General features: G+C 72.8%; 16 protein-coding genes, 3 tRNA genes and 2 pseudogenes. 13 read left to right on the top strand and 8 right to left on the bottom strand.

Translation table 11 applies throughout. The features are described 5' to 3' along the window. Nucleotides 1-129 precede the first annotated feature (129 nt). The 3 genes and pseudogenes from ACZ4VW_RS07585 to ACZ4VW_RS07575 form a co-directional block, all read left to right on the top strand. Nucleotides 130-1,527: pseudogene (locus ACZ4VW_RS07585) on the top strand (ABC transporter ATP-binding protein); the annotation flags it as partial. 15 nt (nt 1,528-1,542) lie between these two features. After that, nucleotides 1,543-1,860 (top strand): annotated as a pseudogene (cutA, locus tag ACZ4VW_RS07580) (divalent-cation tolerance protein CutA); the annotation flags it as partial. A 140-nt stretch (nt 1,861-2,000) separates the two neighbouring features. Further along, nucleotides 2,001-2,396 carry a gamma-glutamylcyclotransferase family protein gene (locus ACZ4VW_RS07575; protein WP_467959610.1) on the top strand — a complete coding sequence of 132 codons (396 nt, stop codon included), beginning with the start codon at nt 2,001-2,003 and terminating at the stop codon, nt 2,394-2,396. Here the strand turns inward: ACZ4VW_RS07575 and ACZ4VW_RS07570 are convergent. From ACZ4VW_RS07570 to ACZ4VW_RS07560, 3 genes are all read right to left on the bottom strand, one after another. After that, complete coding sequence (locus tag ACZ4VW_RS07570; RefSeq protein WP_467959453.1) at nt 2,347-4,449, bottom strand: molybdopterin oxidoreductase family protein; 2,103 nt, start codon at nt 4,447-4,449, stop codon at nt 2,347-2,349. The two genes, ACZ4VW_RS07575 and ACZ4VW_RS07570, sit on opposite strands and share 50 nt — an antisense overlap. 362 nt (nt 4,450-4,811) lie before the next feature. Beyond that, nucleotides 4,812-5,519 carry a SanA/YdcF family protein gene (locus ACZ4VW_RS07565; protein WP_467959451.1) on the bottom strand — a complete coding sequence of 236 codons (708 nt, stop codon included), beginning with the start codon at nt 5,517-5,519 and terminating at the stop codon, nt 4,812-4,814. Between the two features lie 32 nt (nt 5,520-5,551). Further along, complete coding sequence (locus tag ACZ4VW_RS07560; protein ID WP_467959449.1) at nt 5,552-6,289, bottom strand: aquaporin; 738 nt, start codon at nt 6,287-6,289, stop codon at nt 5,552-5,554. A 66-nt stretch (nt 6,290-6,355) separates the two neighbouring features. Between ACZ4VW_RS07560 and ACZ4VW_RS07555 the strand changes: the two genes are divergently transcribed. The 7 genes from ACZ4VW_RS07555 (at nt 6,356) to ACZ4VW_RS07525 (ending at nt 17,592) form a co-directional block, all read left to right on the top strand. Then, nucleotides 6,356-7,048: a hypothetical protein gene (locus ACZ4VW_RS07555; protein ID WP_467959447.1), complete on the top strand. Its 693-nt coding sequence runs from the start codon at nt 6,356-6,358 to the stop codon at nt 7,046-7,048. A gap of 89 nt (nt 7,049-7,137) precedes the next feature. Further along, nucleotides 7,138-8,010 carry a sirohydrochlorin chelatase gene (locus ACZ4VW_RS07550; protein ID WP_467959445.1) on the top strand — a complete coding sequence of 291 codons (873 nt, stop codon included), beginning with the start codon at nt 7,138-7,140 and terminating at the stop codon, nt 8,008-8,010. A 44-nt stretch (nt 8,011-8,054) separates the two neighbouring features. Beyond that, the gene (locus ACZ4VW_RS07545) at nt 8,055-11,594 is read left to right on the top strand and encodes an NB-ARC domain-containing protein (RefSeq protein ID WP_467959443.1); all 3,540 of its coding nucleotides are present in this window, start codon (nt 8,055-8,057) and stop codon (nt 11,592-11,594) included. Between the two features lie 59 nt (nt 11,595-11,653). Continuing rightward, nucleotides 11,654-12,967, top strand: coding sequence for a deoxyguanosinetriphosphate triphosphohydrolase (locus ACZ4VW_RS07540; RefSeq protein WP_467959441.1), 1,314 nt, complete (start codon nt 11,654-11,656; stop codon nt 12,965-12,967). 134 nt (nt 12,968-13,101) lie between these two features. Beyond that, entirely contained in the window at nt 13,102-14,361 is a 1,260-nt protein-coding gene (locus ACZ4VW_RS07535; RefSeq protein WP_467959439.1) for an NAD(P)/FAD-dependent oxidoreductase, read from the top strand. Between the two features lie 67 nt (nt 14,362-14,428). Further along, nucleotides 14,429-16,351 carry a DNA primase gene (dnaG, locus tag ACZ4VW_RS07530; protein ID WP_467959437.1) on the top strand — a complete coding sequence of 641 codons (1,923 nt, stop codon included), beginning with the start codon at nt 14,429-14,431 and terminating at the stop codon, nt 16,349-16,351. 71 nt (nt 16,352-16,422) lie between these two features. Continuing rightward, a complete protein-coding gene (locus ACZ4VW_RS07525) occupies nt 16,423-17,592 on the top strand; it encodes an RNA polymerase sigma factor (protein WP_467959435.1) in 1,170 nt (389 codons plus the stop codon). An 85-nt stretch (nt 17,593-17,677) separates the two neighbouring features. Here ACZ4VW_RS07525 and ACZ4VW_RS07520 read toward each other — a convergent pair whose 3' ends face one another. The 4 genes from ACZ4VW_RS07520 to ACZ4VW_RS07505 form a co-directional block, all read right to left on the bottom strand. Beyond that, on the bottom strand, nt 17,678-19,645 hold the full coding sequence (locus ACZ4VW_RS07520) for an ABC transporter ATP-binding protein (protein ID WP_467959433.1): 1,968 nt from the start codon (nt 19,643-19,645) through the stop codon (nt 17,678-17,680). Continuing rightward, a complete protein-coding gene (locus ACZ4VW_RS07515) occupies nt 19,645-21,378 on the bottom strand; it encodes an ABC transporter ATP-binding protein (protein WP_467959431.1) in 1,734 nt (577 codons plus the stop codon). The genes ACZ4VW_RS07520 and ACZ4VW_RS07515 overlap by 1 nt, the downstream gene beginning before the upstream one ends. A 90-nt stretch (nt 21,379-21,468) precedes the next feature. Further along, a complete protein-coding gene (locus ACZ4VW_RS07510) occupies nt 21,469-22,908 on the bottom strand; it encodes an FGGY family carbohydrate kinase (RefSeq protein ID WP_467959410.1) in 1,440 nt (479 codons plus the stop codon). An 85-nt stretch (nt 22,909-22,993) separates the two neighbouring features. Beyond that, a complete protein-coding gene (locus ACZ4VW_RS07505; protein ID WP_467959407.1) occupies nt 22,994-23,296 on the bottom strand; it encodes a YtxH domain-containing protein in 303 nt (100 codons plus the stop codon). Nucleotides 23,297-23,466: 170 nt separating this feature from the next. On the opposite strand from ACZ4VW_RS07505, the gene ACZ4VW_RS07500 reads away from it, so the two are divergent. The 3 genes from ACZ4VW_RS07500 to ACZ4VW_RS07490 all read left to right on the top strand — a co-directional run bounded on the left by ACZ4VW_RS07500 (nt 23,467) and on the right by ACZ4VW_RS07490 (nt 23,866). Beyond that, a tRNA-Asn gene (locus tag ACZ4VW_RS07500) sits at nt 23,467-23,539 on the top strand. Between the two features lie 5 nt (nt 23,540-23,544). After that, nucleotides 23,545-23,617: transfer RNA gene (locus ACZ4VW_RS07495), tRNA-Asn, on the top strand. 175 nt (nt 23,618-23,792) lie between these two features. After that, nucleotides 23,793-23,866: transfer RNA gene (locus tag ACZ4VW_RS07490), tRNA-Ile, on the top strand. 135 nt (nt 23,867-24,001) lie between these two features. Here the strand turns inward: ACZ4VW_RS07490 and ACZ4VW_RS07485 are convergent. Beyond that, on the bottom strand, nt 24,002-24,418 hold the full coding sequence (locus tag ACZ4VW_RS07485) for an organic hydroperoxide resistance protein (protein WP_467959405.1): 417 nt from the start codon (nt 24,416-24,418) through the stop codon (nt 24,002-24,004). Nucleotides 24,419-24,438 lie beyond the last annotated feature (20 nt).

Here is a 24,438-nt window from a genome sequence, read left to right as displayed (position 1 = left end):
GCTGCGGCCGCGTCGGCCCCCATTTCACCCAACCCCTCCTCGATCCCTTCCCCTCCCCCCCCCCCCCACCCCCCCCACCCCACCCCCCCCCCCCCCCTCCCCCCCCCCCCCCCCCCCCCCCCCCCCCCCCGCGGCGAGGTCCTCAGCCGCACCACCAACGACATCGACAACATCACCCAGACCCTTCAGCAGGCGTTCAGCCAGATGGTCCGGGCCCTGCTCACCCTCGTGGGCGTGCTGGTGATGATGTTCTGGATCTCGCCGCTGCTCGCCCTGGTCGCGCTGGCGACCGTCCCCCTCGCCCTGCTCGTCGCCACCCTGATCGGCAAGCGCGCCCAGCCGCAGTTCGTCAAGCAATGGGCGGTGACCGGCCGCCTCAACAGCCATGTGGAGGAGATGTTCACCGGCCACGCGGAGGTCGTCGCCTTCGGACGGCGCGACGAGGCGGCGGCACGCTTCGACGCGCTCGGCGAGGAGCTGTACGCCGCGAGCTTCCGCGCCCAGTTCATGTCGGGCTTCATCCAGCCGGCCCTCACCTTCGTCGGCAACGTCAACTACGTGCTGATCGCCGTGGTCGGCGGCCTGCGGGTGGCGAGCGGGACGTTGACCGTCGGCGACGTCCAGGCGTTCATCCAGTACTCGTACGAGTTCAACGGCCCCATCACCCAGGTCGCGGCCATGGCCAATCTGCTCCAGTCCGGAGTCGCCTCCGCCGAGCGGGTCTTCGACCTCCTCGACGCGGAGGAGGAGCCCCCGGCGGCCGCCGGCGTCCCCCGCCCGGAACCGGTGACCGGCCGGGTCTCCTTCGAGAAGGTGTCCTTCCGGTACGAGCCGGAGAAGCCGCTCGTGGAGGACCTGTCGCTGTCGGTGGAGCCGGGACAGACGGTCGCGATCGTCGGTCCGACCGGCGCGGGCAAGACGACGCTGGTCAACCTGCTGATGCGGTTCTACGAGGTGACGGGCGGCCGGATCACCCTCGACGGCACGGACATCTCGTCGATGTCCCGGGAGGACCTCCGGTCCGGGATCGGCATGGTCCTTCAGGACACCTGGCTCTTCGGCGGCACGATCGCCGACAACATCGCCTACGGCGTCCCGGGCGAGGTCTCCCGCGAGCGGATCGTCGAGGCCGCCATGGCCACGCACGCCGACCGCTTCATCCGCACCCTGCCCGACGGCTACGACACGGTCCTCGACGAGGACGGCGCCGGGCTGAGCGCGGGCGAGAAGCAGCTGATCACCATCGCGCGGGCGTTCCTGTCCGAGCCCGTGATCCTCGTCCTCGACGAGGCGACCAGCTCGGTCGACACCCGCACCGAGGTCCTCATCCAGAAGGCGATGTCGTCCCTCCGGGCGGGCCGCACCTCGTTCGTCATCGCGCACCGGCTCTCCACCATCAGGGACGCCGACGTGATCCTCGTGATGGAGAACGGCGCGATCGCCGAGCAGGGGACGCACGACGAACTGCTGGCGGCCGAGGGTGCCTACGCCCGGCTGTACGCGGCCCAGTTCGCCGTGGTGGCGTGACGGTACGGTGACGGCGTGACCCTCGCACTCACCGTACTGACCACGACCGACAGCGCCGCCAAGGCGCGGGAGCTCGCGCGCGGGGCGGTCGAGGCCCGCCTCGCCGCCTGCGCGCAGATCTCCGGCCCCGTCACCTCCGTCTACCACTGGCGGAACGCGATCGAGACCGACGAGGAGTGGCAGGTCCTCTTCAAGACGACCGAGGCCCGCTACGAGGCCCTGGAGGCCCACCTGTCGGCCGTGCACGACTACGACACCCCGGAGATCGTCGCCACCCCGGTGGTCCGCGCGTCGGCCGCCTACCTGGAGTGGATCGAGGCCGAGACGACCGCGACCGAGACGATCGAGGCCGAGACGACCGCGACCGAGACGACCGAGGCCGAGACGACCGCGACCGAGACGACCGGGGCACCGTGAGGGAGCGCGCGACAGAGCACCGGAGGGAGGCCGCGAGGGAACCCGCGAGGGAGCCCCTGACGGAGCCGCCCTTCTTCGTCTACGGCACCCTGCGCCCCGGCGAGTACAACCACGACCGCTTCCTCCTCGGCCGTACCGCGGCGGAGGAACCCGCCCGCCTCACGGGCGCGCTGCTGTACGACGGGCCCGGCTATCCGTACGCCGTACCGGGCGAGGGATGCGTCGCGGGCGACCTGGTGACCCCCGCGCCCGGGGCCTACGGCGCCCTGCTCGCCACTCTCGACGAGGTGGAGTCGGGCGCCGGGTACGAGCGGGTGGAGCGCACGGCCGTACGGCTCAGGGACGGCGCGGCCGTCCGCGCCTGGGTCTGGTTCGCGGCGCCCGGCACCCCGCTCGGCCCGCTCATCGGGGGCGGGGACTGGCGGGCTCGAGGCGGACCGCGCACACCTTGAACTCGGGCATCCGGGAGACCGGGTCGAGGGCGGGGTTGGTGAGGGTGTTCGCCCGGCCCTCCCCGGGCCAGTGGAAGGGCATGAAGACGGTGTCCGGCCGGATGGTGGTCGTGACCCGCGCGGGTGCCACCGCCCGCCCGCGCCGCGAGACCACGGCGATCTGTTCGCCGTCGGCCACCCCGAGCCGCTCCGCGAGCCGCGGATGCAGCTCGACGAACGCGCCGGGCGCGGCGGCGTTCAGCTCGTCGACCCGCCGGGTCTGCGCCCCGGACTGGTACTGGGCGACGACCCGCCCGGTCGTCAGCACGATCGGATACTCGGCGTCCGTCTCCTCCGCGGCGGCCCGGTGCACGACGGGCACGAACCGCGCGCGCCCGTCGGCGGTCGCGAACCGGTCGAGGAAGAGGCGGGGGGTGCCGGGGTGGGCGTCCCCCTCGGAGTGCTCCGGGCAGGGCCAGAAGACGCCGTTCTCCTCGCGGATACGGCGGTAGCTGATCCCGGAGTAGTCCGCGGGACCGCCGGCCGAGGCCCGGCGGAGCTCGTCGAAGACCTCCTCCGGGTCGGTGGGGAAGCCCTTCTCCCAGCCGAGCAGACCGGCGAGCGCGTGCATCACCTCCAGGTCGGTGCGCACCCCCTCCGGCGGGGTCAGGGCGCGCTGCCGCAGCAGCACCCGGCCCTCCAGGTTGGTCGTCGTCCCGGTCTCCTCCGCCCACTGGGTCACCGGCAGCACCACGTCCGCCAGCTCCGCCGTCTCCGACAGGACCACGTCCGCGACGGCCAGGAAGTCGAGCGAGCGCAGCCGTTCCTCGATGTGCGCGGCGCGCGGCGCCGAGACCACCGGGTTCGAGCCCATGAGGAGCAGGGACTTCACCTCGCCGCCGAGGGCGTCCAGGAGTTCGTAGGCGCTCCTGCCCGGACCCGGCAGCGACTCCGGGGCCACCCCCCACACCCTGGCGACGTGCGCCCGGGCCGCCGGGTCGTCGAGCTTGCGGTAGCCAGGGAGCTGGTCGGCCTTCTGGCCGTGTTCCCGGCCGCCCTGGCCGTTGCCCTGCCCGGTGAGGCAGCCGTAACCGGAGAGCGGACGTCCCGCCCGTCCGGTCGCGAGGCAGAGGTTGATCCAGGCGCCGACCGTGTCCGTGCCCTTCGACTGCTGCTCCGGGCCGCGTGCCGTGAGCACCATCCCGGTCTCCGCGTCGCAGAACATCCGCATGGCGTCCCGCAGGTGCGGCACCGGCACGCCGGTGATCCGCTCCACCAGCTCGGGCCAGTGCGCCATCACCCCGGCCCGGGCCTCCTCCCAGCCCGACGTGCGCTCGCGGACGAACTCCTCGTCCACCCGTCCCTCGGCCACCACCAGGTGCAGCAGCCCGAGGGCGAGCGCGAGGTCGGTGCCCGGGCGGGGCGCGAGGTGGAGGTCGGCCTGCTCGGCGGTCCGGGTGCGGCGCGGGTCGACGACGATGAGCTTGCCGCCGTTCTCCTTCAGCTCGGTGAGGTAGCGCAGCGCGGGCGGCATGGTCTCGGCCAGGTTGGAGCCGACGAGGATCACACAGCCGGTGCGGGGAATGTCCTCCAGCGGGAAGGGCAGCCCCCGGTCGAGCCCGAAGGCCCGCTGGTGCGCGGCGGCCGCCGAGGACATGCAGAAGCGGCCGTTGTAGTCGATCTGCGAGGTGGCGAGGACGAGCCGGGCGAACTTGCCCAGCGTGTACGCCTTCTCGTTGGTGAGGCCGCCGCCGCCGAAGACCCCCACGGCATCGGGTCCGTGGTCGGCGCGGGTCCGGCGCAGCCCGTCGGCGACGGCGGCGAGGGCCTCCTCCCAGGAGGCGGGCTCCAGGGCACCTGTGTCAGGGCATCGGACCAGGGGCCCGGTCAGCCTGACCCGGGAGGAGAGTACGGCCGGGGCGGTGCGGCCCTTGCCGCACAGCGCGCCCCGGTTGACCGGGAAGTCCGTGCGCTCGACCACCTCGACGGACCGCTCGGCCGTGGGGCGGAGCGACATACCGCACTGGAGGGCGCAGTAGGGGCAGTGCGTGGGGGTGGTGGCAGCCTCGGACATGCGGAAAGCATGCGACGGGCGTGTTACGGGAGGCGGCGTGCCAAATTACAAGTCCCGTGCGATCTGCTCCCCCGGGCACCGCCCCGAACGTGAGGGTCAGCCCGCCGAGGCTAGGGGGCGTCTTGCCGATCTCGCCGGGCTCGCGTGCCCTGGCACCGCTCCCCCGTAGCCCTTCAGAGCACGGGAGGTGCCCCCACGCCGCGTTGTCGTCGGTCGTCAACTCCCCCGTAGCCCTCCGGGCACGGGAGGTGCCCCCACCGCGTCGGCTCCCTCCTCCGCCTTGCGATGCGTCCCCTCGACCCTGGCGGGCCTGGGGAGGCCCCATGCACGAGACCCCGCTCACCGACCCGGGGCCTGACCGACTAGACGCCCCCCAGCGCCTCCGTCACGCCCTCCTCGCGCTCTCCGAGGAAGTGCGGATCCGGTCGCAGCGCCGCGTCCAGGGCCGCCTTGCTCGCGGCGACGAGTTCGCGGACGCCGCCGTAGTAGAAGACGGAGTCATGGGGTTCGACGACCTTCACGCCGTACGACTCGATCCCGGCCGCCCGGCAGAGCGCCACCGCCCGCTTGATGTGGAAGTCCTGCGTGACCAGGACCGCCCGGTCGACGCCGAAGATCTTCTTCGCGCGGACGCAGGAGTCCCAGGTGTCGAAGCCCGCGTAGTCGCTGACGATCCGGCCGTCCGGCACCCCGCGCTCGGTGAGGTACCCGCGCATCGCGTCGGGCTCGTCGTACTCCACCCGGCTGTTGTCGCCGGTGACGAGGACGACCTTGACCTTGCCGGCGCGGTAGAGCTCGGCGGCGGTGTCCAGGCGGTGCGCGAGGTACGGGGTGGGGCGGCCGTTCCAGAGGCCCGCGCCGAAGACGACGGCGACGTCCTGGGCGGGCACGTCGGCGGTGGTGCGCAGCCGGCTGTCGGCGACGGCGTGCGTCCAGGTGGCCGGGGCGAGGGCGAGGACGGCGCCCAGCATCACGGCCTGCACGGTGCGGCGGCGGGCACGCGTGGTGCGGGGAAGCCTCACCCGCCGCAGCCGGGCGGCCACCCGGGCCGGTACGCGGACGCGTCGCATGGCTGGAACCTCCGTGGATCTCGTCTGCCCCGTCACTCCTCTCGACGCGAACAGGGGCGGTTCGGTTCACCCGGGCCGTACAGAACGGCGGCGAGGGCGATGCCGAGCAGGGTGCCGAGGAGCTGCGCCGCGACGAATCCGGGCAGCGAGGCGGGGGCGATGCCGGTGAAGGAGTCGGAGAAGGCACGGCCGACCGTTCCCGCGGGGTTGGCGAAGGAACCCGAGGAGGTGAACCAGATCGCCGCAAGGAGGTATCCGGCCACGGCGACCGGGGCGAGCGAGGAGCGGCCGATGCGGCGCAGGCCCTGGACGAGCAGGACGAGCCCGGCGGTGGCGACGGTCTCGCCGAGCAGCAGGTGGGCGCCGGAGCGGACCTGGGTGGACCAGATGCCGGGCGGCCGCCCGAACATCGCCTCGGCGAGCAGGGCCCCGGCGATCGCGCCGGTGAGCTGGGCGCCGAGATAGACGGCGACCTCCCGGACGCCCGGGGCGTCGGCCCCGCCCCGCCGGGCCCACCACTCGGAGAGGGTGACGGCCGGGTTGAGGTGGCCGCCGGAGAGTGGGCCGAGGAGGGCGACGAGCAGACCGAGCCCGAGGGCGGAGGCGAGCGAGTTGGCCAGCAGGCGCACCCCGACGTCCGGGCTCAGAGCGGCCGCCTGGATGCCCGATCCGACGACGACGGCCAGGAGGGCGGCGGTGCCGACGAGTTCGGCGGCGGCCCGTCTGAGAAGCCGGGGAGGCTCGGAGAGGGGAGAGGAAATCATTCGCATGGCGGAAAAGATATTCCGCTAGATAAAAGAATGAGAAAGCGCGGGGCAGAACCGTACGATCCGCACATGATCATGGAAGCCGTGCGCAACAACGCCGAGTGGTGCCAGGCCATGTGCCGCGCCCACGGCCGCCCGGGCACCTTCGGCCCCCGCGCCTGGACCAACCCGGTCCGCACCCCGCTGTACTACCCGGACGCGGTGACGCTCAGCGCCGAGGCGTCCGTACGGGACGTGCTGACCGCCATCGACCGGAGCGCCCCAGGCGCCTCGGTCAAGGACAGCTTCGCCGGCCTGGACCTGACGGCCGACGGCTTCCGGGAACTGTTCGAGGCCCGCTGGATCCACCGGCCGGCCGGGCTGCCCGTACCGCCCGTCGCCGCGGTGTGGCGGCCCGTCCGCACCCCCGGGGAGCTGGCCGCCTGGGCCGCGGCATGGAGCGGCGCAGACGCCGACGCGGCCGCCCTCTTCCGTACCGGACTGCTCGCCGATCCGGCGACGACGATCGTCGCCGGACACGGCCAGGACGGCCGCATCGTCGGCGGCGCGGTCCTCAGCGCGAGCGGCCCGGTCACCGGCGTCTCCAACCTCTTCGCCACCGAGGGCACCGACCCGGCCGAGGCATGGGCCGGCTGCCTCGGCCTCGTCGCGGACGGCGGCCCCGTCGTCGGCTACGAGTCCGGCGACGACCTGCTCCCGGCGCGGGCCCTCGGCTTCGAGGAGACCGGCACCCTGAGGGTCTGGCTGGACACGGGCGCCTGACATCGCGGACCGGTGGGCGGTGAGCCGAAGGTAAACACTCGTGACGCCCGCGCAACGGGGAGGCAACGAGCCGCCGTCAGGATCGGTACATGACGGAGCCGGACACCACGTTCGACAGCACCGCCGAGCTGCTCGGCCGCATCACGACGCAGCTCGGCAGCCAGCTGAGCCATCTCCACCGTGACAGAACGCGCAGGCCGCCCATGAGCGCCCCCCCGAGCCCGCCCACCCTCGTCGCCGTCGGCCACGGCAGCCGCGACCCCCGGGCGCGCGCCACCCTCGCCCTGCTCCTCGACCGGGTTCGCGAACTCCGCCCCACGCTCGACGTCCGCCTCGCCCACATCGAGCTGAACGCCCCGCTCCTCGACGACACCCTCGCCGGCCTCACCGAGGAGGGCGGCCGGGACGCCGTGCTCGTCCCCCTCCTCTTCGCCCGCGGCTACCACGTCAAGCACGACCTGCCCGCCGCCGCTGCCGCCGCACCGGCCCTGCGCACCCGGATCGCCGCCCCGCTCGGCCCGCACCCCCTGCTCGTCGAGGCCCTCGCCGACCGGCTCGCCGAGGCCGGCTGGACCGCCGCGGACAGCGCGTCCCGGTCCACGGGCGTCGTCCTGGCCGCCGCCGGCTCCCGCGACCCCGAGTCCCTCGCCGACATCCGCCGCACCGCCGCCCTCCTCGGCGAACGGCTCGGGGGAGTGCCCGTCGTGCCCGCGTACGCCTCCGCCGCCGCACCCACCGTCCCCGAGGCCCTGCGCCTCCTCGCCGCCCGCGGCCGGCACCGGACAGCCGTCGCCTCCTGCTTCACCGCCCCCGGACTCTTCGCCGGCCGCGCCGCCGCCCACGCCCCCTGGATCGCCGCCGCCCCCCTCGGCGCCCACCCCGCCCTCGCCCGCCTGGTCCTCCACCGCTACGACCGCGCCCTGGCCCGCGCGCCGCAGCGAGAACTCGCCGTCAGTCGCTGACGCCGCCCGCGCGCCGTGGTTATTCTGCGCGCGGGGGGTGGATCATGCGCGGTGCCGTCAAGGGAGCCTCGCTCGCCGCGATCGCGGCGGCGGTCGCCGTACTGGTCTCACTGGCGGCCAACGCGGCGACGTCCAGGGAGCGTTGGCCCGGGGTGCTCGACCGGGTCCGGCAACAGCCGTGGTGGTGGGTGGCCGGCCTCGCCGCCGTCGGCGTCCTCGTCGCCGTGGTCGTGGCCTGGCGGCAGGAGCGGACCTCCACCGTGGCCACCGACCCGCCCCCACCCCCGCAACACCCTGTCCCGGACTGGGTGGTCGACCGGGCCGAACGCGCGCGGACGGTCAAGGCCGTGTGCCGCACCGGCCGAGGGAGCGGCAGCCGGACGGTGGCCATCACCACCTCCCTGGAGGGCGCGGGCGGCTTCGGCAAGACCGTCCTCGCGGGAGCGGTGGCGGCAAGTCCCCGGGTACGCAGGCACTTCCGTGGCCGGACCTACACCGTCACGATCGGTCGCGACGTCCGCGGTCGCGCCGCCGTCGCGGCGAAGGTCGCCGAGGCCACCCGTTTCATCACCGGCGACACCACCACCTTCGACGACCCGGGCCTCGCCGGCGACCACCTCGGGCGGCTGCTCGACAGCCGTCCCCCGACCCTCCTCGTCCTGGACGACGTCTGGGACGCCGAGCAGCTCGACCCGTTCCTGAGAGGCGGAACGCGGTGCGTACGCCTGGTGACCACCCGGGTCCCCGGGGCCCTGCCCCGCGGCACGGAGCGGGTCCGGGTCGACCAGATGTCCCCCGCCCAGGCCCGCGCCGTCCTGACCTGGGAGCTGCCCGCACTCCCCGAGACGCTCGTACGGGACCTCCTGGAGGCCACGGGGCGCTGGGCGCTCCTGCTACGCCTCACCAACCGCCTGATCACGCGCCGGATCGCCACCGGCACGGACCCGGCGGCCGCGGCGGCGGACGCCCTGCGCGGGCTCGCCGCGAACGGCCCGGCGATCGTGGACGCCGACTCCGCGCCACTCGACCTCGACGATCCGGTGCGCCGTGCCCTGGCCGTCCGGGCCACCGTGGAGGCGGCCACCACCCTGCTCCCGACCGGCGGCGACCGGCGGCTCGCGGAACTCGCGGTGTTCGCCGAGGACGAGTCGATCCCCGTACCCCTGATCGCCCGCCTGTGGTCGGAGACCGGAGGACTCGACGAGTCGGAGACCCGGGCCCTCTGCGGGGAGCTCGACCGGCTGTCCCTGGTCTCGCTCACCTCCGCCCACGGCGGCCGGATCACCCTCCACGACGTGCTCCGCGACTACCTGCAGAAGGAACTCGGCGAGGCGACCATGACCGCCCTGCACGGCACGCTCGCCGACGCCGTCGGTCCGACCCCCTGGGAGCCCGCCGAGGACATCCGGGGCTACGTCCTCGACCACGCCGTCGAGCACCTGCTCGCGGCCGGGCGGACGCAGGAGGCCCAACGCGTCGCGAGCGACCTCCGCTGGATCGAGACCCGGCTGCACCAGCGCGGCCCGCTCGCGGCCTGGGCGGATCTGGCCGCCGTCCCCACCCGCACGGCCGCGCACCTCGCCGACGACCTCACCCGCACCGCCCACCTCCTCACCCCCACCGACCCGCCCGAACTGCTGACGAACGTCCTGCACAGCCGCCTGGAGTCGCTGCCGCTCTGGCGCGACCGGGTCGACGAGCGCCGCGCCGGTCCCGGACCCGGGCCGCACCTCCGCAACCGCCGCACCCCGCCGGACCTGCCGGAACCGGCGCTGATCCGTACCTTCTTCGGTCACAACGGCCCCGTGTGGGCCGTGGCGGTCTCCCCGGCCGGCGACGCGCTCGTCACGATCGGAGCCGACGGCATGGCCCGCGGCCTCGACCCGAACAGCGGCGGCCGGCTGGCCGTGGACGTCCGCGGCCAGGGCCGGTTCCGGTCCCTGGCGATGTCCCCGGACGGCACCTGGCTCGCGACCGCCGGCTCCGGCCGCACCGTTCACCTCTGGTCACTCGGCCGAGCCACCCTGCCGACGAGGACCCTCGGGCCGGTCGGGGACGAAGGCGCGTCGGTACACGCCCTGGCGATCACCCCCGACGGCACCCGTGTGGTGACGGTCACGGCCCGTCATGTGGAGCTCTGGGACGCCGCGGGCGGGGCGCGGCTCGCCGAAGCCAGACGGATGTCCAGTGCGACCGCCACCTGCCTGGCCGTCGCTCCGGACGCCACCGTGCTGGCACTCGGCGGGTGGGCCGGCGCGACGCGGATGTCCGTGGACCTCTCTTCGTACCTGCCGGCCCGGGGAGGTCACGCGGGCCGCCAGGTGAACGCTCTGGCCTACGGGCCGCACGGCGGGTGGTCGGTCGCGGCCTGGGACGACGGGGCGCTGCACCTGTGGGACGAGTCGGGCTCGGGTGCCACGACCACGATCGACGCCCACAGCGGCGCCGCCACCGCCGTCGCGGTGTCACCGGACGGCAGGTGGCTGGCGAGCGGTGGCGAGGACGGGACGCTCGCGGTCTGGGATCGCGGGCTGCGCACCTGCCGTGCCCGCTACTCGGCCCACCAGGGCGGGGTCCACGCCGTCGCCTTCACGCCCGACGGCGACCGGCTGATCAGCGCGGGGGAGGACGGGTCGGTCAAGATCTGGGACCGCTCCGGACCCGAGCGGTTCCGGTCCGGCGAGGGCGGGGGGATGCGGACCGTCACCGCCGTCGGACACGCCGGACTGCTGGCCGTCGCACATCGCGACGGGGTCACCCGGCTCGGCGACCCGCTCGGCGACACCTGGGGGAGCCCGCTGTCCTCCGGGATCGGAGACGAGTACCGGGGGCCGGTCGCGTTCGGCGCGAACGGCGGCTGGTACGCCGTCGGACACCTGTTCAGGGTCGAGATCAGAAGCGTCGAAGGCTCCTCGGGTGCGAGCCCCGTCGTCCTCCGGCTCGGCCACACCGTCTCGGCGCAGGCCCTCGCCGTCGCCCCCGACGACAGCTGGATCGCCGTCGCCGACTCCGAGGGCGCGCTCCAGCTGTGGGACCGCTCCACCGAGCGGCGGACCGCCCTCCTGCCACGCCCCCCGGGCACGGTCGGCCGGGCGCACGCGGTGGCCATCGCGCCGGACGGCACCTGGCTGGCCGTACTGCGCCACCGGTCCGGCTCCGGCTCCGACGGGTCGGAGTCGTCGGTGAACGTGTTCCGGCTCGCGCCGGGCCGGCGGTCGGCCGAGGGGCACCTCGACCTCCCGCACGACGGAAGGATCACCGCCCTCGCCGTCACCCCCGACGGCACCCGCCTCCTCACCACCTCCACCACCGGAGCCCTCACCCACTGGGACCCCCGCACCGGCGAGCCCCTCGCCACCCACACCCACCCCGACGGCCCGGTGAACGGCCTCTCCGTCTCACCGGACGGGAAGTGGATCGCCATCGCCGGCACCATGCTCCGCGTCCTGGACGCCGCCACCGGCCGTACCGTCGCCGCTGTCCGAGCCGAGACGCCCTACACCTCCTGCGCCTGGCTCCCCGACGGCCGCGGACTCGTCGCGGTCGGCGAACGTGGCCTGTACTCCTACGAGTTCCTGACCTGAAGGCCAGTCCCGGGTGGCGTCACGCCCCGGTTGTCCCTCCCGCCGGTTACCGTCGGAGCATGGAAGGCTTCACGGACACCCCCGGCATCACGGACACCACCGGCTACGACGACACCGCGACGGAGCGCTGGGCCGCCGAGCCCGACAAGCGGCCCGGACGGACCGCCTTCCAGCGCGACCGCGCGCGGGTGCTGCACTCCAGCGCCCTGCGCAGACTCGCCGGCAAGACCCAGGTCGTCACCCCCGGCACCCGCAGCCACGCCTGGGACGCCAGCCCCCGCACCCGGCTCACCCACTCCCTGGAGTGCGCCCAGGTCGGCCGGGAGCTCGGTGCCGCGCTCGGCTGCGACCCCGATCTCGTCGAGACCGCCTGCCTCGCCCACGACATGGGCCACCCGCCCTTCGGGCACAACGGCGAGGTCGCCCTCAACGACTTCGCCAAGGACTGCGGCGGCTTCGAGGGCAACGCCCAGTCCCTCCGCCTGCTCACCCGGATCGAACCCAAGCGGTTCATCACCGACCCCCACACCGGCGAGCCCACCAGCGTCGGCCTCAACCTCACCCGCGCCGCCCTCGACGCCGCCACCAAGTACCCCTGGCCCCGCGGCGGACACCCCGAGGACCCCGACTCGCCCAAGTTCGGCGTGTACGAGGACGACCTCCCCGTCTTCGCCTGGGCCCGGCAGGGCGCCCCCGCGCACCGCAAGTGCTTCGAGGCCCAGGTCATGGACTGGGCCGACGACGTGGCGTACTCCGTCCACGACTTCGAGGACGGCCTGCACGCCGGCCACATCGACCCGAACATGCTCTTCGCCGAGCCCGAGCGCGCCGACATCTGGGCCGTCGCCATCGGACGGTACGTACCGCAGGACACCGACCCGCAGGAGCTCGCCGACGCCCTCGACCGGCTCGTCGACCAGGACTGGTGGCCGCACGGCTACGACGGATCGGCCGTCGCGCAGGCCCGCCTCAAGGACGCCACCAGCCAGCTCATCGGCCGCTTCTGCCTCGCCGCCGAGGGCGCCACCCGCCAGGCGTACGGCTCCGGCCGCCTCACCCGGTACGCCGCCGAACTCGTCGTCCCCCGCGAGACCCGCAACGAATGCGCCGTCCTCAAGGCCGTCGCCGACCGGTACGTCATGCAGCGCGCCGAACAGGAAGCGCTCCGCGCCGACCAGCGGATCGTCCTCGCCGAACTCGCCGAGGCGCTCACCGCCCGCGCCCCGGAGGGTCTCGACCCCCAGTTCCGCGCCCTGTTCGACACGGCGGACGACGACCGGTCGCGCAAGCGGGTGATCATCGACCAGATCGCCTCCCTCACCGACGCCTCCGCCCGCACCCTCCACACCCGCCTCTGCCGCCACCACGGCTGACGGCTCCGCCAGGCGGCCCCGCCCCCTTCCGCCATCACCCTCCGTGCGGGACGCTCGGTGAGGACCCGAGGCGGAACGGCTCGCCGAACGCCCGGAGGCGTAGCGTAGAAGCGGTCGCAACGAGGAGGCATCAAGTGGTCGACGCAGATCAGACCTTCGTCATCGTCGGCGGGGGCCTGGCCGGGGCCAAGGCGGCGGAGACGCTCCGCTCCGAGGGGTTCACCGGCCGAGTGATCCTCATCGGCGACGAGCGTGACCACCCCTACGAACGTCCACCCCTCTCCAAGGGCTACCTCACCGGCAAGGAGGCACGGGACAGCGTCTTCGTCCACGAGCCCGCCTGGTACGCCCGCGCCGAGGTCGAGCTCCACCTCGGGCAGCCCGTCACCGCCGTCGACCGCGAGGCCCGCACCGTACGCCTCGGCGACGGCACCACCATCCGCTACGACCGGCTCCTCCTCGCCACCGGCGCCGAGCCCCGCCGCCTCGACGTCCCCGGCACCGACCTCGCCGGCGTCCACCATCTGCGCCGGCTCGCCCACGCCGACCGGCTGCGCCACGTCCTGGCCGCCCTCGGCCGCGACAACGGCCACCTGGTGATCGCGGGCGGCGGCTGGATCGGCCTGGAGGTCGCCGCCGCGGCCCGCGGCTACGGCGCCGAGGTCACCGTCGTCGAGTCCGAGCCCACCCCGCTCCACCACGTCCTCGGCCCCGAACTCGGCCAGCTCTTCGCCGACCTGCACGCCGAGCACGGCGTCCGCTTCGTCTTCGGCGCCCGGCTCGCCGAGATCGTCGGCCAGGACGGCATGGTCCTCGCCGTCCGCACCGACGACGGCGAGGAGCACCCCGCCCACGCCGTCCTCGCCGCCGTCGGGGCCGCCCCGCGCACCGCCCTCGCCGAGGCCGCCGGCCTCGCCCTGGTCGACCGCGCCCACGGCGGCGGCATCGCCGTCGACGCGTCCCTGCGCACCTCCGACCCCGAGATCTTCGCGGCCGGCGACGTCGCCGCCGCCGACCACCCGCTCCTGCACACCCGGCTGCGCGTCGAGCACTGGGCCAACGCGCTCAACGGCGGCCCGGCCGCCGCCCGCGCCATGCTCGGCCAGACGGTGTCGTACGACCGCGTCCCGTACTTCTTCTCCGACCAGTACGACCTGGGCATGGAGTACTCGGGCTGGGCGCCGCCCGGCTCCTACGACCAGGTCGTACTGCGCGGCGATGTCGGCAAGCGGCAGTTCATCGCCTTCTGGCTCAAGGAGCGCAAGATCCTGGCCGGGATGAACGTGAATGTGTGGGACGTCACAGAGTCGATCCAGCGGCTCGTCCGAGCCGGTGTCCCGGTGGACACCGAGGCCCTCGGAGACCCCTCCGTCCCCCTGGAGAGCCTGCTCTGAAACCCTCCGTCACACCGGCCGCGTCCTCCTGGGGGACGACCCCCCGGACCCCCCGTAGACTTCCCGCGTGGCAGGCAGGATCAACGATGACGACGTGAAGGCGGTACGGGACGCGGTCCCGATCGACGCCGTCGTGTCCGAGTACCTCCAGCTCCGCAACGCCGGCGGTGGCAACCTCAAGGGCCTGTGCCCCTTCCACGACGAGAAGTCCCCCTCCTTCCAGGTCAGCCCGAGCAAGGGCCTGTTCCACTGCTTCGGCTGCCAGGAGGGCGGCGACACCATCGCCTTCGTGATGAAGATCGACCACCTCTCCTTCTCGGAGACGGTCGAGCGCCTCGCCGCGAAGGCGGGCATCACGCTGCGGTACGAGGAGGGCGGCTACAACCCCGGCCACCAGCGTGGCGAGCGCATCCGTCTCGTCGAGGCCCACAAGGCCGCCACCCAGTTCTACATCGACCAACTCGCCTCGCCCGAAGCCGAGATCGGCCGGAAGTTCCTCGCCGAGCGCGGCTTCGACCAGGCCGCCGCCGAGCACTTCGGCGTCGGCTACTCCCCGGCCGGCTGGGACCACCTCACCCGCTACCTGCGCGGCAAGGGCTTCTCCGACAAGGAGCTGATCCTCTCCGGCCTCTCCCAGGACGGCCGGCGCGGCCCCATCGACCGCTTCCGCGGCCGGCTCATGTGGCCCATCCGCGACGTCGGCGGCGAGGTCGTCGGCTTCGGCGCGCGCAGACTCCGCGACGACGACAACGGCCCCAAGTACCTGAACACGCCCGAGACGCCGATCTACAAGAAGTCCCAGGTGCTCTACGGCATCGACCTGGCCAAGAAGGACATCGCCAAGGTCAGCCGGGCCGTCGTCGTCGAGGGCTACACCGACGTCATGGCCTGCCATCTCGCCGGGGTCACCACCGCCATCGCCACCTGCGGCACCGCCTTCGGCGGCGACCACATCAAGATCCTCCGCCGGCTCCTGATGGACAACGGCTCGGCCCGCGTGATCTTCACGTTCGACGGCGACGCCGCCGGCCAGAAGGCCGCCCTGCGCGCCTTCGAGGACGACCAGAAGTTCGCCGCCGAGACCTACATCGCCATCGCCCCCGACGGCATGGACCCCTGCGACCTGCGCCTCGCCAAGGGCGACCAGGCCGTCGTCGACCTCGTCGAGCCGCGCACCCCCCTGTTCGAGTTCGCGCTCCGCCAGATCGTGAAGCGCTACGACCTGGAGACCCCGGCCGGCCGGGCCGCCGCCCTCGACGAGGCCGCGCCGATCGTCGCCCGGATCAAGAACATCGGCGCGCAGCACGAGGTCGCCGTCCAGCTCGCCGGCATGCTCGGCATCCTCGACACCCAGTTCGTCGTCAGGCGGGTCGCCCAGATCGCCCGCTGGCAGCGCGACCGGGGCGGCCGGGGCACCTCGGCGCCGGCGGCCCCGCAGCATGGGGGTGGTTCCCCTGCCCGAAGGGGTGCGGGGGACTACGCCCCCCAGGCCGCCGCCGCGAGCAGCGGCCCGGCGCTCAACCTGCGCAGCCCCGCCCACCGCACCGAGCGCGAACTCCTCAAGCTCGCCCTCCAGCGCCCCGAACTGGTCTCCCCGGCCTTCGACGCGTACGGCGTCGACGAGTTCACCGCCCCGCCGTACGCCGCCGTCCGCCAGTGCATCCAGGACGCCGGCGGCGCCACCGACGCACCCGCCGACTATCTGTCCGCCGTCCGCGAGGCCGCGCCCAACGACACCGTCCGCTCGCTCGTCACCGAACTCGCCGTCGAGGCGATCTTCGCCAAGGCCGTCGACGAGGTCTACGCGGGCGCCCAGCTCGTCCAGGTCCGCCTGCGCGCCGTCGACCGCCGCATCCGCGACATCCAGGGCACGCTCGCCCGCCTCGGCCCGCACGCCGACCCGGAACAGCTGGCCGCCGTACAGAACGAACTGTGGGTCCTCACCCAGTACGGCCAGTCCCTGCGCACCAACGGAGCCGCGGCACTCTGAACCCAGGGCGGTCTCTGACGTTCGGTGACCCCACGGACTCAAAAAGTCACCGCACGCCCCTCGTGGCGGTGATGTGTCGTACCCCACACTGGGGACGGTGCCTGAGCCCCCGGAGCACCGGCAGCGATCACCTGGAGGTCGCCCCCGTGCAGACCCAGACCCTGTCCCCGACGGACGTCGTGCCCGGGCAACGCCCGGCCGCCCCCCACCCGGCGGCGCCGGCCCCCGCGGAGCCGGCCGAGGTGTCCGATCCGCCCGAGCCCGTCGAGTTCGTGGACGACACGTCCGAGCCCGAGCCGGTCCCCCGCCGGTTCGATCTCGGCGGGAACGGTCCCTCGTCCGACCTGTTCCGCCAGTACCTGCGCGAGATAGGCCGCATCCCGCTCCTCACAGCCGCCGAGGAGGTCGAGCTCGCCCGTCGCGTGGAGGCCGGCCTGTTCGCCGAGGAGAAGCTGCTCAACACCCCCGACCTCGACTCCCGGTTGGCGCTCGACCTGGACCGGCTCGTCGTCCTCGGCCGGATGGCCAAACGCCGCCTCATCGAGGCCAACCTGAGGCTCGTCGTCTCCGTCGCCAAGCGGTACGTCGGGCGCGGGCTGACCATGCTCGACCTGGTCCAGGAGGGGAACCTCGGCCTGATCCGGGCGGTGGAGAAGTTCGACTACGCGCGCGGCTACAAGTTCTCGACGTACGCCACCTGGTGGATCCGACAGGCGATGTCCCGGGCCCTCGCCGACCAGGCCCGGACCATCCGCGTCCCCGTCCACGTCGTCGAACTGATCAACCGGGTCGTCCGCGTCCAGCGCCGGATGCTCCAGGAGCGCGGCTACGAACCCACACCCGAGGAGGTCGCGGCCCAGCTCGACCTGATGCCCGAGCGGGTCAGCGAGGTGCTGCGCCTGGCCCAGGAACCGATCTCCCTGCACGCTCCCGTCGGTGAGGAGGACGAGGTCGCCCTCGGCGATCTCATCGAGGACGGCGATGCCGCGAGTCCCGTGGAATCAGCGGCGTTCCTGCTGCTGCGCGAGCACCTGGACGCCGTCCTCTCCACCCTCGGTGAGCGCGAGCGCAAGGTGGTCCAGCTCCGCTACGGCCTGGACGACGGCAGACCGCGCACCCTGGAGGAGATAGGCCGCCTCTTCGGCGTGACGCGCGAACGCATCCGCCAGATCGAGTCCAAGACCCTCAACAAGCTCCGGGACCACGCCTACGCCGACCAGCTGCGCGGATACCTCGACTAGGCCGTGCGGCGAAAGTCCCGCACGACCCGTGCCGCTCGTCGTGCGGCACGGGTCACCGGCGGTCGATCACGTCGCGCGGCCGGGGTCAGTCCACCTCGGCGACCGCCTGCGCGAACTGGGCCGCGTACAGCCGGGCGTAGGCACCCTCGGCCGCCAGCAGTTCGTCGTGCGTGCCCTGCTCGACGATCGCGCCGTTCTCCATCACGAGGATCACGTCGGCGTCCCTGATGGTGGAGAGCCGGTGCGCGATGACGAACGACGTACGCCCGTGCGCCAGGCGCGCCATCGCCTTCTGGATGAGGACCTCGGTGCGGGTGTCGACCGAGCTGGTCGCCTCGTCGAGGACGAGGATCACCGGGTCGGACAGGAACGCCCGCGCGATGGTGATCAGCTGCTTCTCGCCCGCGCTGACACCCGAACCCTCGTCGTCGATGACGGTGTCGTAGCCGTCGGGCAGGGTGCGGATGAAGCGGTCGGCGTGCGCGGCCCGCGCCGCCTCCTCGATCTCCTCCCGGGTCACCTCGCGGGACGCGCCGTACGCGATGTTGTCCGCGATCGTGCCGCCGAAGAGCCAGGTGTCCTGAAGGACCATGCCGATCCCGGACCGGAGGTCCTCCCGGGACATCGACGAGATGTCCGTGCCGTCGAGGGTGATCCGGCCGCCCGTCACCTCGTAGAACCGCATCAGCAGGTTCACGAGCGTCGTCTTGCCCGCGCCGGTCGGACCGACGATCGCGACCGTCTGCCCCGGCTCCACCGACAGCGACAGCTTCTCGATGAGCGGCTTCTCCGGCTCGTACCGGAAGGACACCTCCTCCAGCGCGACCCTGCCCTTGACGGCGGCGGACCTCTCCCAGCCGCCGGTCGGCGGCGCCCCGGTCTCGCCGCGCTCGCCGCGGGGAGCGTCCGGCTCCTGCTCCTCGGCGTCGAGCAGCTCGAAGATCCGCTCGGCCGAGGCGACACCCGACTGCACCAGGTTCGCCATCGAGGCGACCTGCGTCAGCGGCATCGAGAACTGCCGGGAGTACTGGATGAACGCCTGCACGTCACCGATCGACAGCGTGCCGCTCGCCACCCGGAGCCCGCCGACCACGGCCACCAGCACGTAGTTGATGTTCGAGACGAAGAACATCACCGGCTGCATCACGCCGCTGTTGAACTGGGCCTTGAACCCCGCCTCGTACAGCGCGTCGTTCTGCTCGCGGAAGTCGGCCGCCGACTCGTCCTGCCGCCCGAAGACCTTCACCAGCGCATGGCCGGTGTACATCTCCTCCACATGGGCGTTGAGCTTTCCCGTGGACCGCCACTGCTGCACGAAATGCGGCTGCGAACGCTTGCCGATCCGCGTCGCCACGACCACCGACACCGGCACGGTCACCAGCGCCACCAGCGCGAGCAGCGGGGAGATCCAGAACATCATCGCCAGCACGCCGACGATGGTGAGCAGCGAGTTGATCAGCTGCCCCATCGACTGCTGGAGCGTCTGGGAGATGTTGTCGATGTCGTTGGTCGCCCGGCTGAGGACCTCGCCGCGCTTGGCCTTGTCGAAGTACGACAGCGGCAGCCGCGACAGCTTCGCCTGCACGTCCTCGCGCATCCGGTAGACCGTCCGGTTGATCACCTTGATCGACATGCGGGTCGAGACCAGCATGAAGAGCCCGGCCGCCACGTAGATGACCAGCGCCCAGAGCAGGACCTCGCCCACGGCCCCGAAGTCGATGCCCCGCCCGGGGGCGAAGTCGACGCCGGACAGCATGTCGGCCATCCCGCCGTCGCCCGTCGCCCGCAGCCGCTCGATCTGCTGCGCCTTCGTCGTGCCCGCGGGCATCTCGCGTCCGACGACCCCCGCGAAGACCAGGTCGGTCGCCTTGCCGAGGATCTTCGGGCCCACCACCGAGGCCGCCACGCTGAGCACCCCGGCGATCAGCATCAGCCACAGCGCGCCCCGCTCGGGCGCCAGCTGCTTCACCAGCCGCTTGCCCGAGCCCTTGAAGTCCATCGACCGCTGGTCGGGGCCGCCACCGGCCATCATTCGTCCGCCAGGACCGGCCATCAGGCTGCCTCCGCCTCGGTCAGCTGGGAGAGCACGATCTCCCGGTACGTCTCATTGCCCGCCATCAGCTCGTGATGGCGTCCGGTGCCCACGACCCGGCCCTCGTCGAGGACCACGATGCGATCGGCGTCCCGGATGGTCGACACCCGCTGGGCGACGATGACGACGGTCGAGTCCGCCGTCTCCTCCTTGAGCGCTTCTCTCAGCAGGGCGTCCGTCTTGTAGTCGAGCGCCGAGAACGAGTCGTCGAAGAGATAGATCTCCGGCCGCTGCACCAGCGTCCGCGCGATGGCGAGCCGCTGCCGCTGCCCGCCGGACACGTTCGTCCCGCCCTGCGCGATCGGCGCGTCCAGCCCGTTCTCCAGCCTCTTCACGAAGTCGGCGGCCTGGGCGACCTCCAGCGCGTGCCACAGCTCCTCGTCGGTCGCGTCGGGATTCCCGTACCGCAGATTCGTCGCCACCGTCCCGGAGAAGAGGTACGGCTTCTGGGGGACGAGCCCCACGGTCCGCGCCATCAGCCGCGGGTCCAGCGTCCGTACGTCCACCCCGTCGACGAGCACCTCGCCGCCGGTCACGTCGAACAGCCGCGGCACCAGACCGAGCAGGGTCGACTTGCCGCTGCCCGTCGAACCGATGATCGCCGTCGTCTCACCGGGCCGGGCCACCAGCTCCACGTCCCGCAGCACCGACTCCTCGGCGCCCGGGTAGCGGAAGTCCGCGCCCCGGACCTCCAGATGGCCGCGACGCTCCAGCGCGGTCACGGGCTCGGCCGGCGGCACCACGCTGCTCTCGGTCGACAGGACCTCCTCGATGCGCTCGGCACACACCTCGGCCCGCGGCACCATCATGAACATGAAGGTGGCCATCATCACGGCCATCACGATCTGCATCAGATAGGCGAGGAACGCGGTCAGCGCCCCGATCTCCATCCCTCCGCTGTCGATGCGGTGCGCGCCGAACCAGACCACCGCGATGCTGGAGACGTTCACGACCGTCATGACGGTCGGGAACATCAGCGCCATCAGCCGGCCGGTCGCCATCGACACGTCGGTCAGCTCGGTGTTCGCGCCCTTGAACCGCTCACGCTCGTAGTCGTCCCTCACGAACGCGCGGATCACGCGGTTGCCGGTGATCTGCTCGCGCAGCACCCGGTTCACGGTGTCGAGCCGCTCCTGCATGGTGCGGAACAGCGGCCGCATCTTCTTCACGATCAGCGAGACCGAGATGCCGAGGACCGGCACGACCGCGATCAGCACCGCGGACAGCGGCACGTCGAGGCTCAGCGCCATGACGATGCCGCCGACGCACATGATGGGCGCCGAGACCATGAGCGTGAACGCCATCAGGACCAGCATCTGGACCTGCTGGACGTCGTTGGTGGTCCGGGTGATCAGCGACGGCGCGCCGAACTGCCCGACCTCCCGGGCGGAGAAGGACTGCACCCGCTCGAAGACGGCGCCGCGGACGTCCCGGCCGAGCGCGGAGGCGGTCCGCGCCCCGTAGTAGACGGCCCCGATGTTGCAGACGACCTGGAGCACGGAGACCGCGATCATCAGGGCGCCGAACCGCAGGATGTAGCCGGTGTCCCCGTTCACGACACCGTTGTCGATGATGTCCGCGTTGAGGGTCGGCAGGTAGAGGGAGGCGCAGGTCTGCAGGAGCTGGAGCAGGACCAGCAGGGCGATGGGCTTCTTGTACGGTCGAAGGTGGGTTCGGAGAAGTCGTAGGAGCACGGGTTCTACTATCGCCCGCGCCCCCCGGACGTTACGACCGGGTTTTGTCGAGTCGTGCCGGCACTCCGCCCAGAGCCCACCCTTCTCCGGCTAGACCCCGAACGCTCCCGGGTGGAGCTGCTCCCGCGTGGCCACGTACTGCTGCCGTACGGCCTGACCCACCGCCAGCTCCTCGCCCGGCTCCAGGACCTGCGCGGCGGCGCCCTGCCAGGCCGGGGGAACGGACGGCGAGAGCGTGCCCCGCGAGACACCGAGGGCCCACGCGGCCTGCCGGGCGGCACCGAGCGCCGCGTAGTCCGCCGGCTGGGGGACGACGACCTGCGCACCGAAGATCGCCGGCGCCATCGCCTGGACGGCGGGCAGCCCGGCCGCGGCGCCCAGCAGGAACACCCGGCGCACCTCGACCCCCCGTCCGCGCAGCACGTCCATGGCGTCGGTGAGCGAACAGAGCATGCCCTCGAAGGCGGCCCGTGCGAGGTGCTCGGGCTTCATCGACTCGCGGCGCAGCCCGCTGAGGGTGCCGGCCGTGTGGGGCAGCCGCGGGGTGCGCTCGCCCTCCAGGTAGGGCAGGAGGACGAGCCCGGAGGCGCCCGGCGTCGACTTCAGCGCGAGCGCGGACAGCTCGTCCAGGCTCTCCGCGCCGAGCATCTCGGCGGTGCCGCGCAGGGCCCGCACCGCGTTGGAGGTGTGGACGACGGGCAGGTGCATGCCGGTCGCGTCGGCGAAGGAGGTGATCAGGCCGTGCGGGTCGGCGAGCGCCTCGTGGTGCACGGCCATCACGGAGCCGGAGGCACCGAGGGAGACGACGGCGTCGCCGGTCCCGAGGCCGAGCCCGAACGCGGCGGCCATGGTCTCGCCCGTGCCGGCGGAGATCAGCAGTCCCTCGGGGGTGGTCCCGGCGGCGTCGGACGGGCCGAGCACCTCGGGAAGCGCGGCCTGGTGACCGAGCGCCAGCTCGACGAGGTCGGGGCGGTACGCGCCGGCGCCGGCCGACCAGTAGCCGGTGGCCGAGGCGGCGCCGCGGTCGGTGGTACGGCGCGGGGGACGGCCGAGGAGCTGCCAGACCAGCCAGTCGTGCGGCTGGAGGAGCATCGCCACGCGGTGGGCGTTCTCCGGCTCGGTGCGGGCCAGCCAGCGCAGCTTGGCGACCGGCTGGCCGGACTGCGGTACGCATCCGACCGCCTCGGCCCACGCCTGGCGTCCGCCCAGCGCCTCGATGAGGTCGGCGGCGGCCACCTGCGCCCGCTTGTCGTTCCCGGCCATCGCGGGGCGCACCAGGGCGCCCTGCGGGTCGAGCGGCACGATCGCGTGCTGCTGGGCGGAGACGCCGATGGCCTGGACGCCTTCGAGCAGCCCCCCGCCCGCGGCCTCGCCGAGCGAGAGCAGCCACACCTGCGGATCGACGTCCGCGGCCTTCGGCTCGACGGGATGCGGGGCGTACCCCTGCCGCAGTACGGCACCCGTGTCCGCGTCGCAGACGACGATGCGTGTGAACTCAGCAGAACTGTCCAAGCCGGCGACTATCCCCATGACAGGAGATTCTGCCGCACGCGGGGGAGTAGGTGGAGCGTGCTCGGGGCGGCAGGCCCGTTCCCGAGCCCGCGGGCGGCGCGGCTCAGGTGTTGCTCACGCCCCACTCGTCCTCGGTGACCTGGCCGTTGTGATGGCGCAGCGCGTGGATCCGGTCCGTGACCGACGCGGGCAGCCTGTCGCCGACCTTGTCGCTCACGGCGTGGAGCGCCTTCCCGGCGACGTCCCGCCCGGTCTGGGCCGCGGACTCCGCGGCGTTGCGCACAGCGGGGTTCCGGCTGAGGTCCTTGGCGGACTTCTTCAGCTGTTCGTAGCGCTCACGACCGGCCCGCGTCCCGACGACGTAACCGAGGGCCAGTCCCACGACGAACGTCAGCTTGTACCGCACGGCGGCACCACCCTTCCCTGGAGCTTCCCTGATGCATCACTGGTGCCCACGAACGGCCACGGCATACCGATTGGCGGAGCACCCCCCTGCTTGCGCTAATGTATGTGTCGCAGCGAAGGAGCGCCCGCTCGGAACACCCGAGGTGGGTACGTTCGGTGCAAACGCAGCAATCCCCTGTAGCTCAATTGGCAGAGCAGCCGGCTGTTAACCGGCAGGTTACTGGTTCGAGTCCAGTCGGGGGAGCGCGATCCCCTGTAGCTCAATTGGCAGAGCATTCGGCTGTTAACCGGAGGGTTGCTGGTTCGAGTCCAGCCGGGGGAGCAGAGGAAAGAGGACCCTTCGGGGTCCTTTTTCTTGTCTCCGGGAACCATGCGCCACGCTGCGCGGTCCTCATGGTGGAGCAGCGCGCAGCAGTGCCGAGCATCCGGAGCAGGAGATCGTATGAGCGGCTATGCTGCGGCAGACGGCGCGCACACATGTACGCGCCACACCGTCAGGGGCGGTAGCTCAGCCGGTTAGAGCAGCGGACTCATAATCCGTCGGCCGTGGGTTCGAGTCCCACCCGCCCCACCGGTGTCGCACAGCAGGAACGTTTCCACCTGGGTGGGGATGCCTGGCGACAACAATGCCCCCGGCGTGACGTACGACACGTACGACACGCCGGGGGCATTCTCGTGCCGTCGTCCGTACGGCTGATTCCCGGGACTACTCGATGACGAGCTCGACCTGGATGTTGCCGCGCGTGGCCTTGGAGTACGGGCAGAACGCGTGGGTCTTCTCGAGGAGGTCGCGGCCCGGCTCGCCCTGGAGGTGGTCGGGGAACTCGGCGCGCATGACGACCGCGAGGCCGAAGCCGCCGTCCTTCTCGTCCTTGCCGATCGAGACCTCGGCGGTGATCGAGGCGTCCGCGATGTCGATCTTCTCCTGGCGTGCCACCAGGCCCATGGCGCTCGCGAAGCAGGCCGCGTAGCCGGCGGCGAAGAGCTGCTCCGGGTTCGTGCCCTGGCCGTTGCCGCCGAGGGCCTGGGGGTGGGCGAGCGGGAGGTCGATGTGGCCGTCGGAGCTGACGGCGCGGCCCTCGCGGCCGTTGGCGGTGGCGACGGCGGTGTAGATCGCGTTCATGGGTCCTCGTTTCCGTTCGC

Source organism: Streptomyces sp. NPDC029139, assembly GCF_055564335.1.
This window is presented reverse-complemented; position numbering and strand designations above follow the sequence as displayed.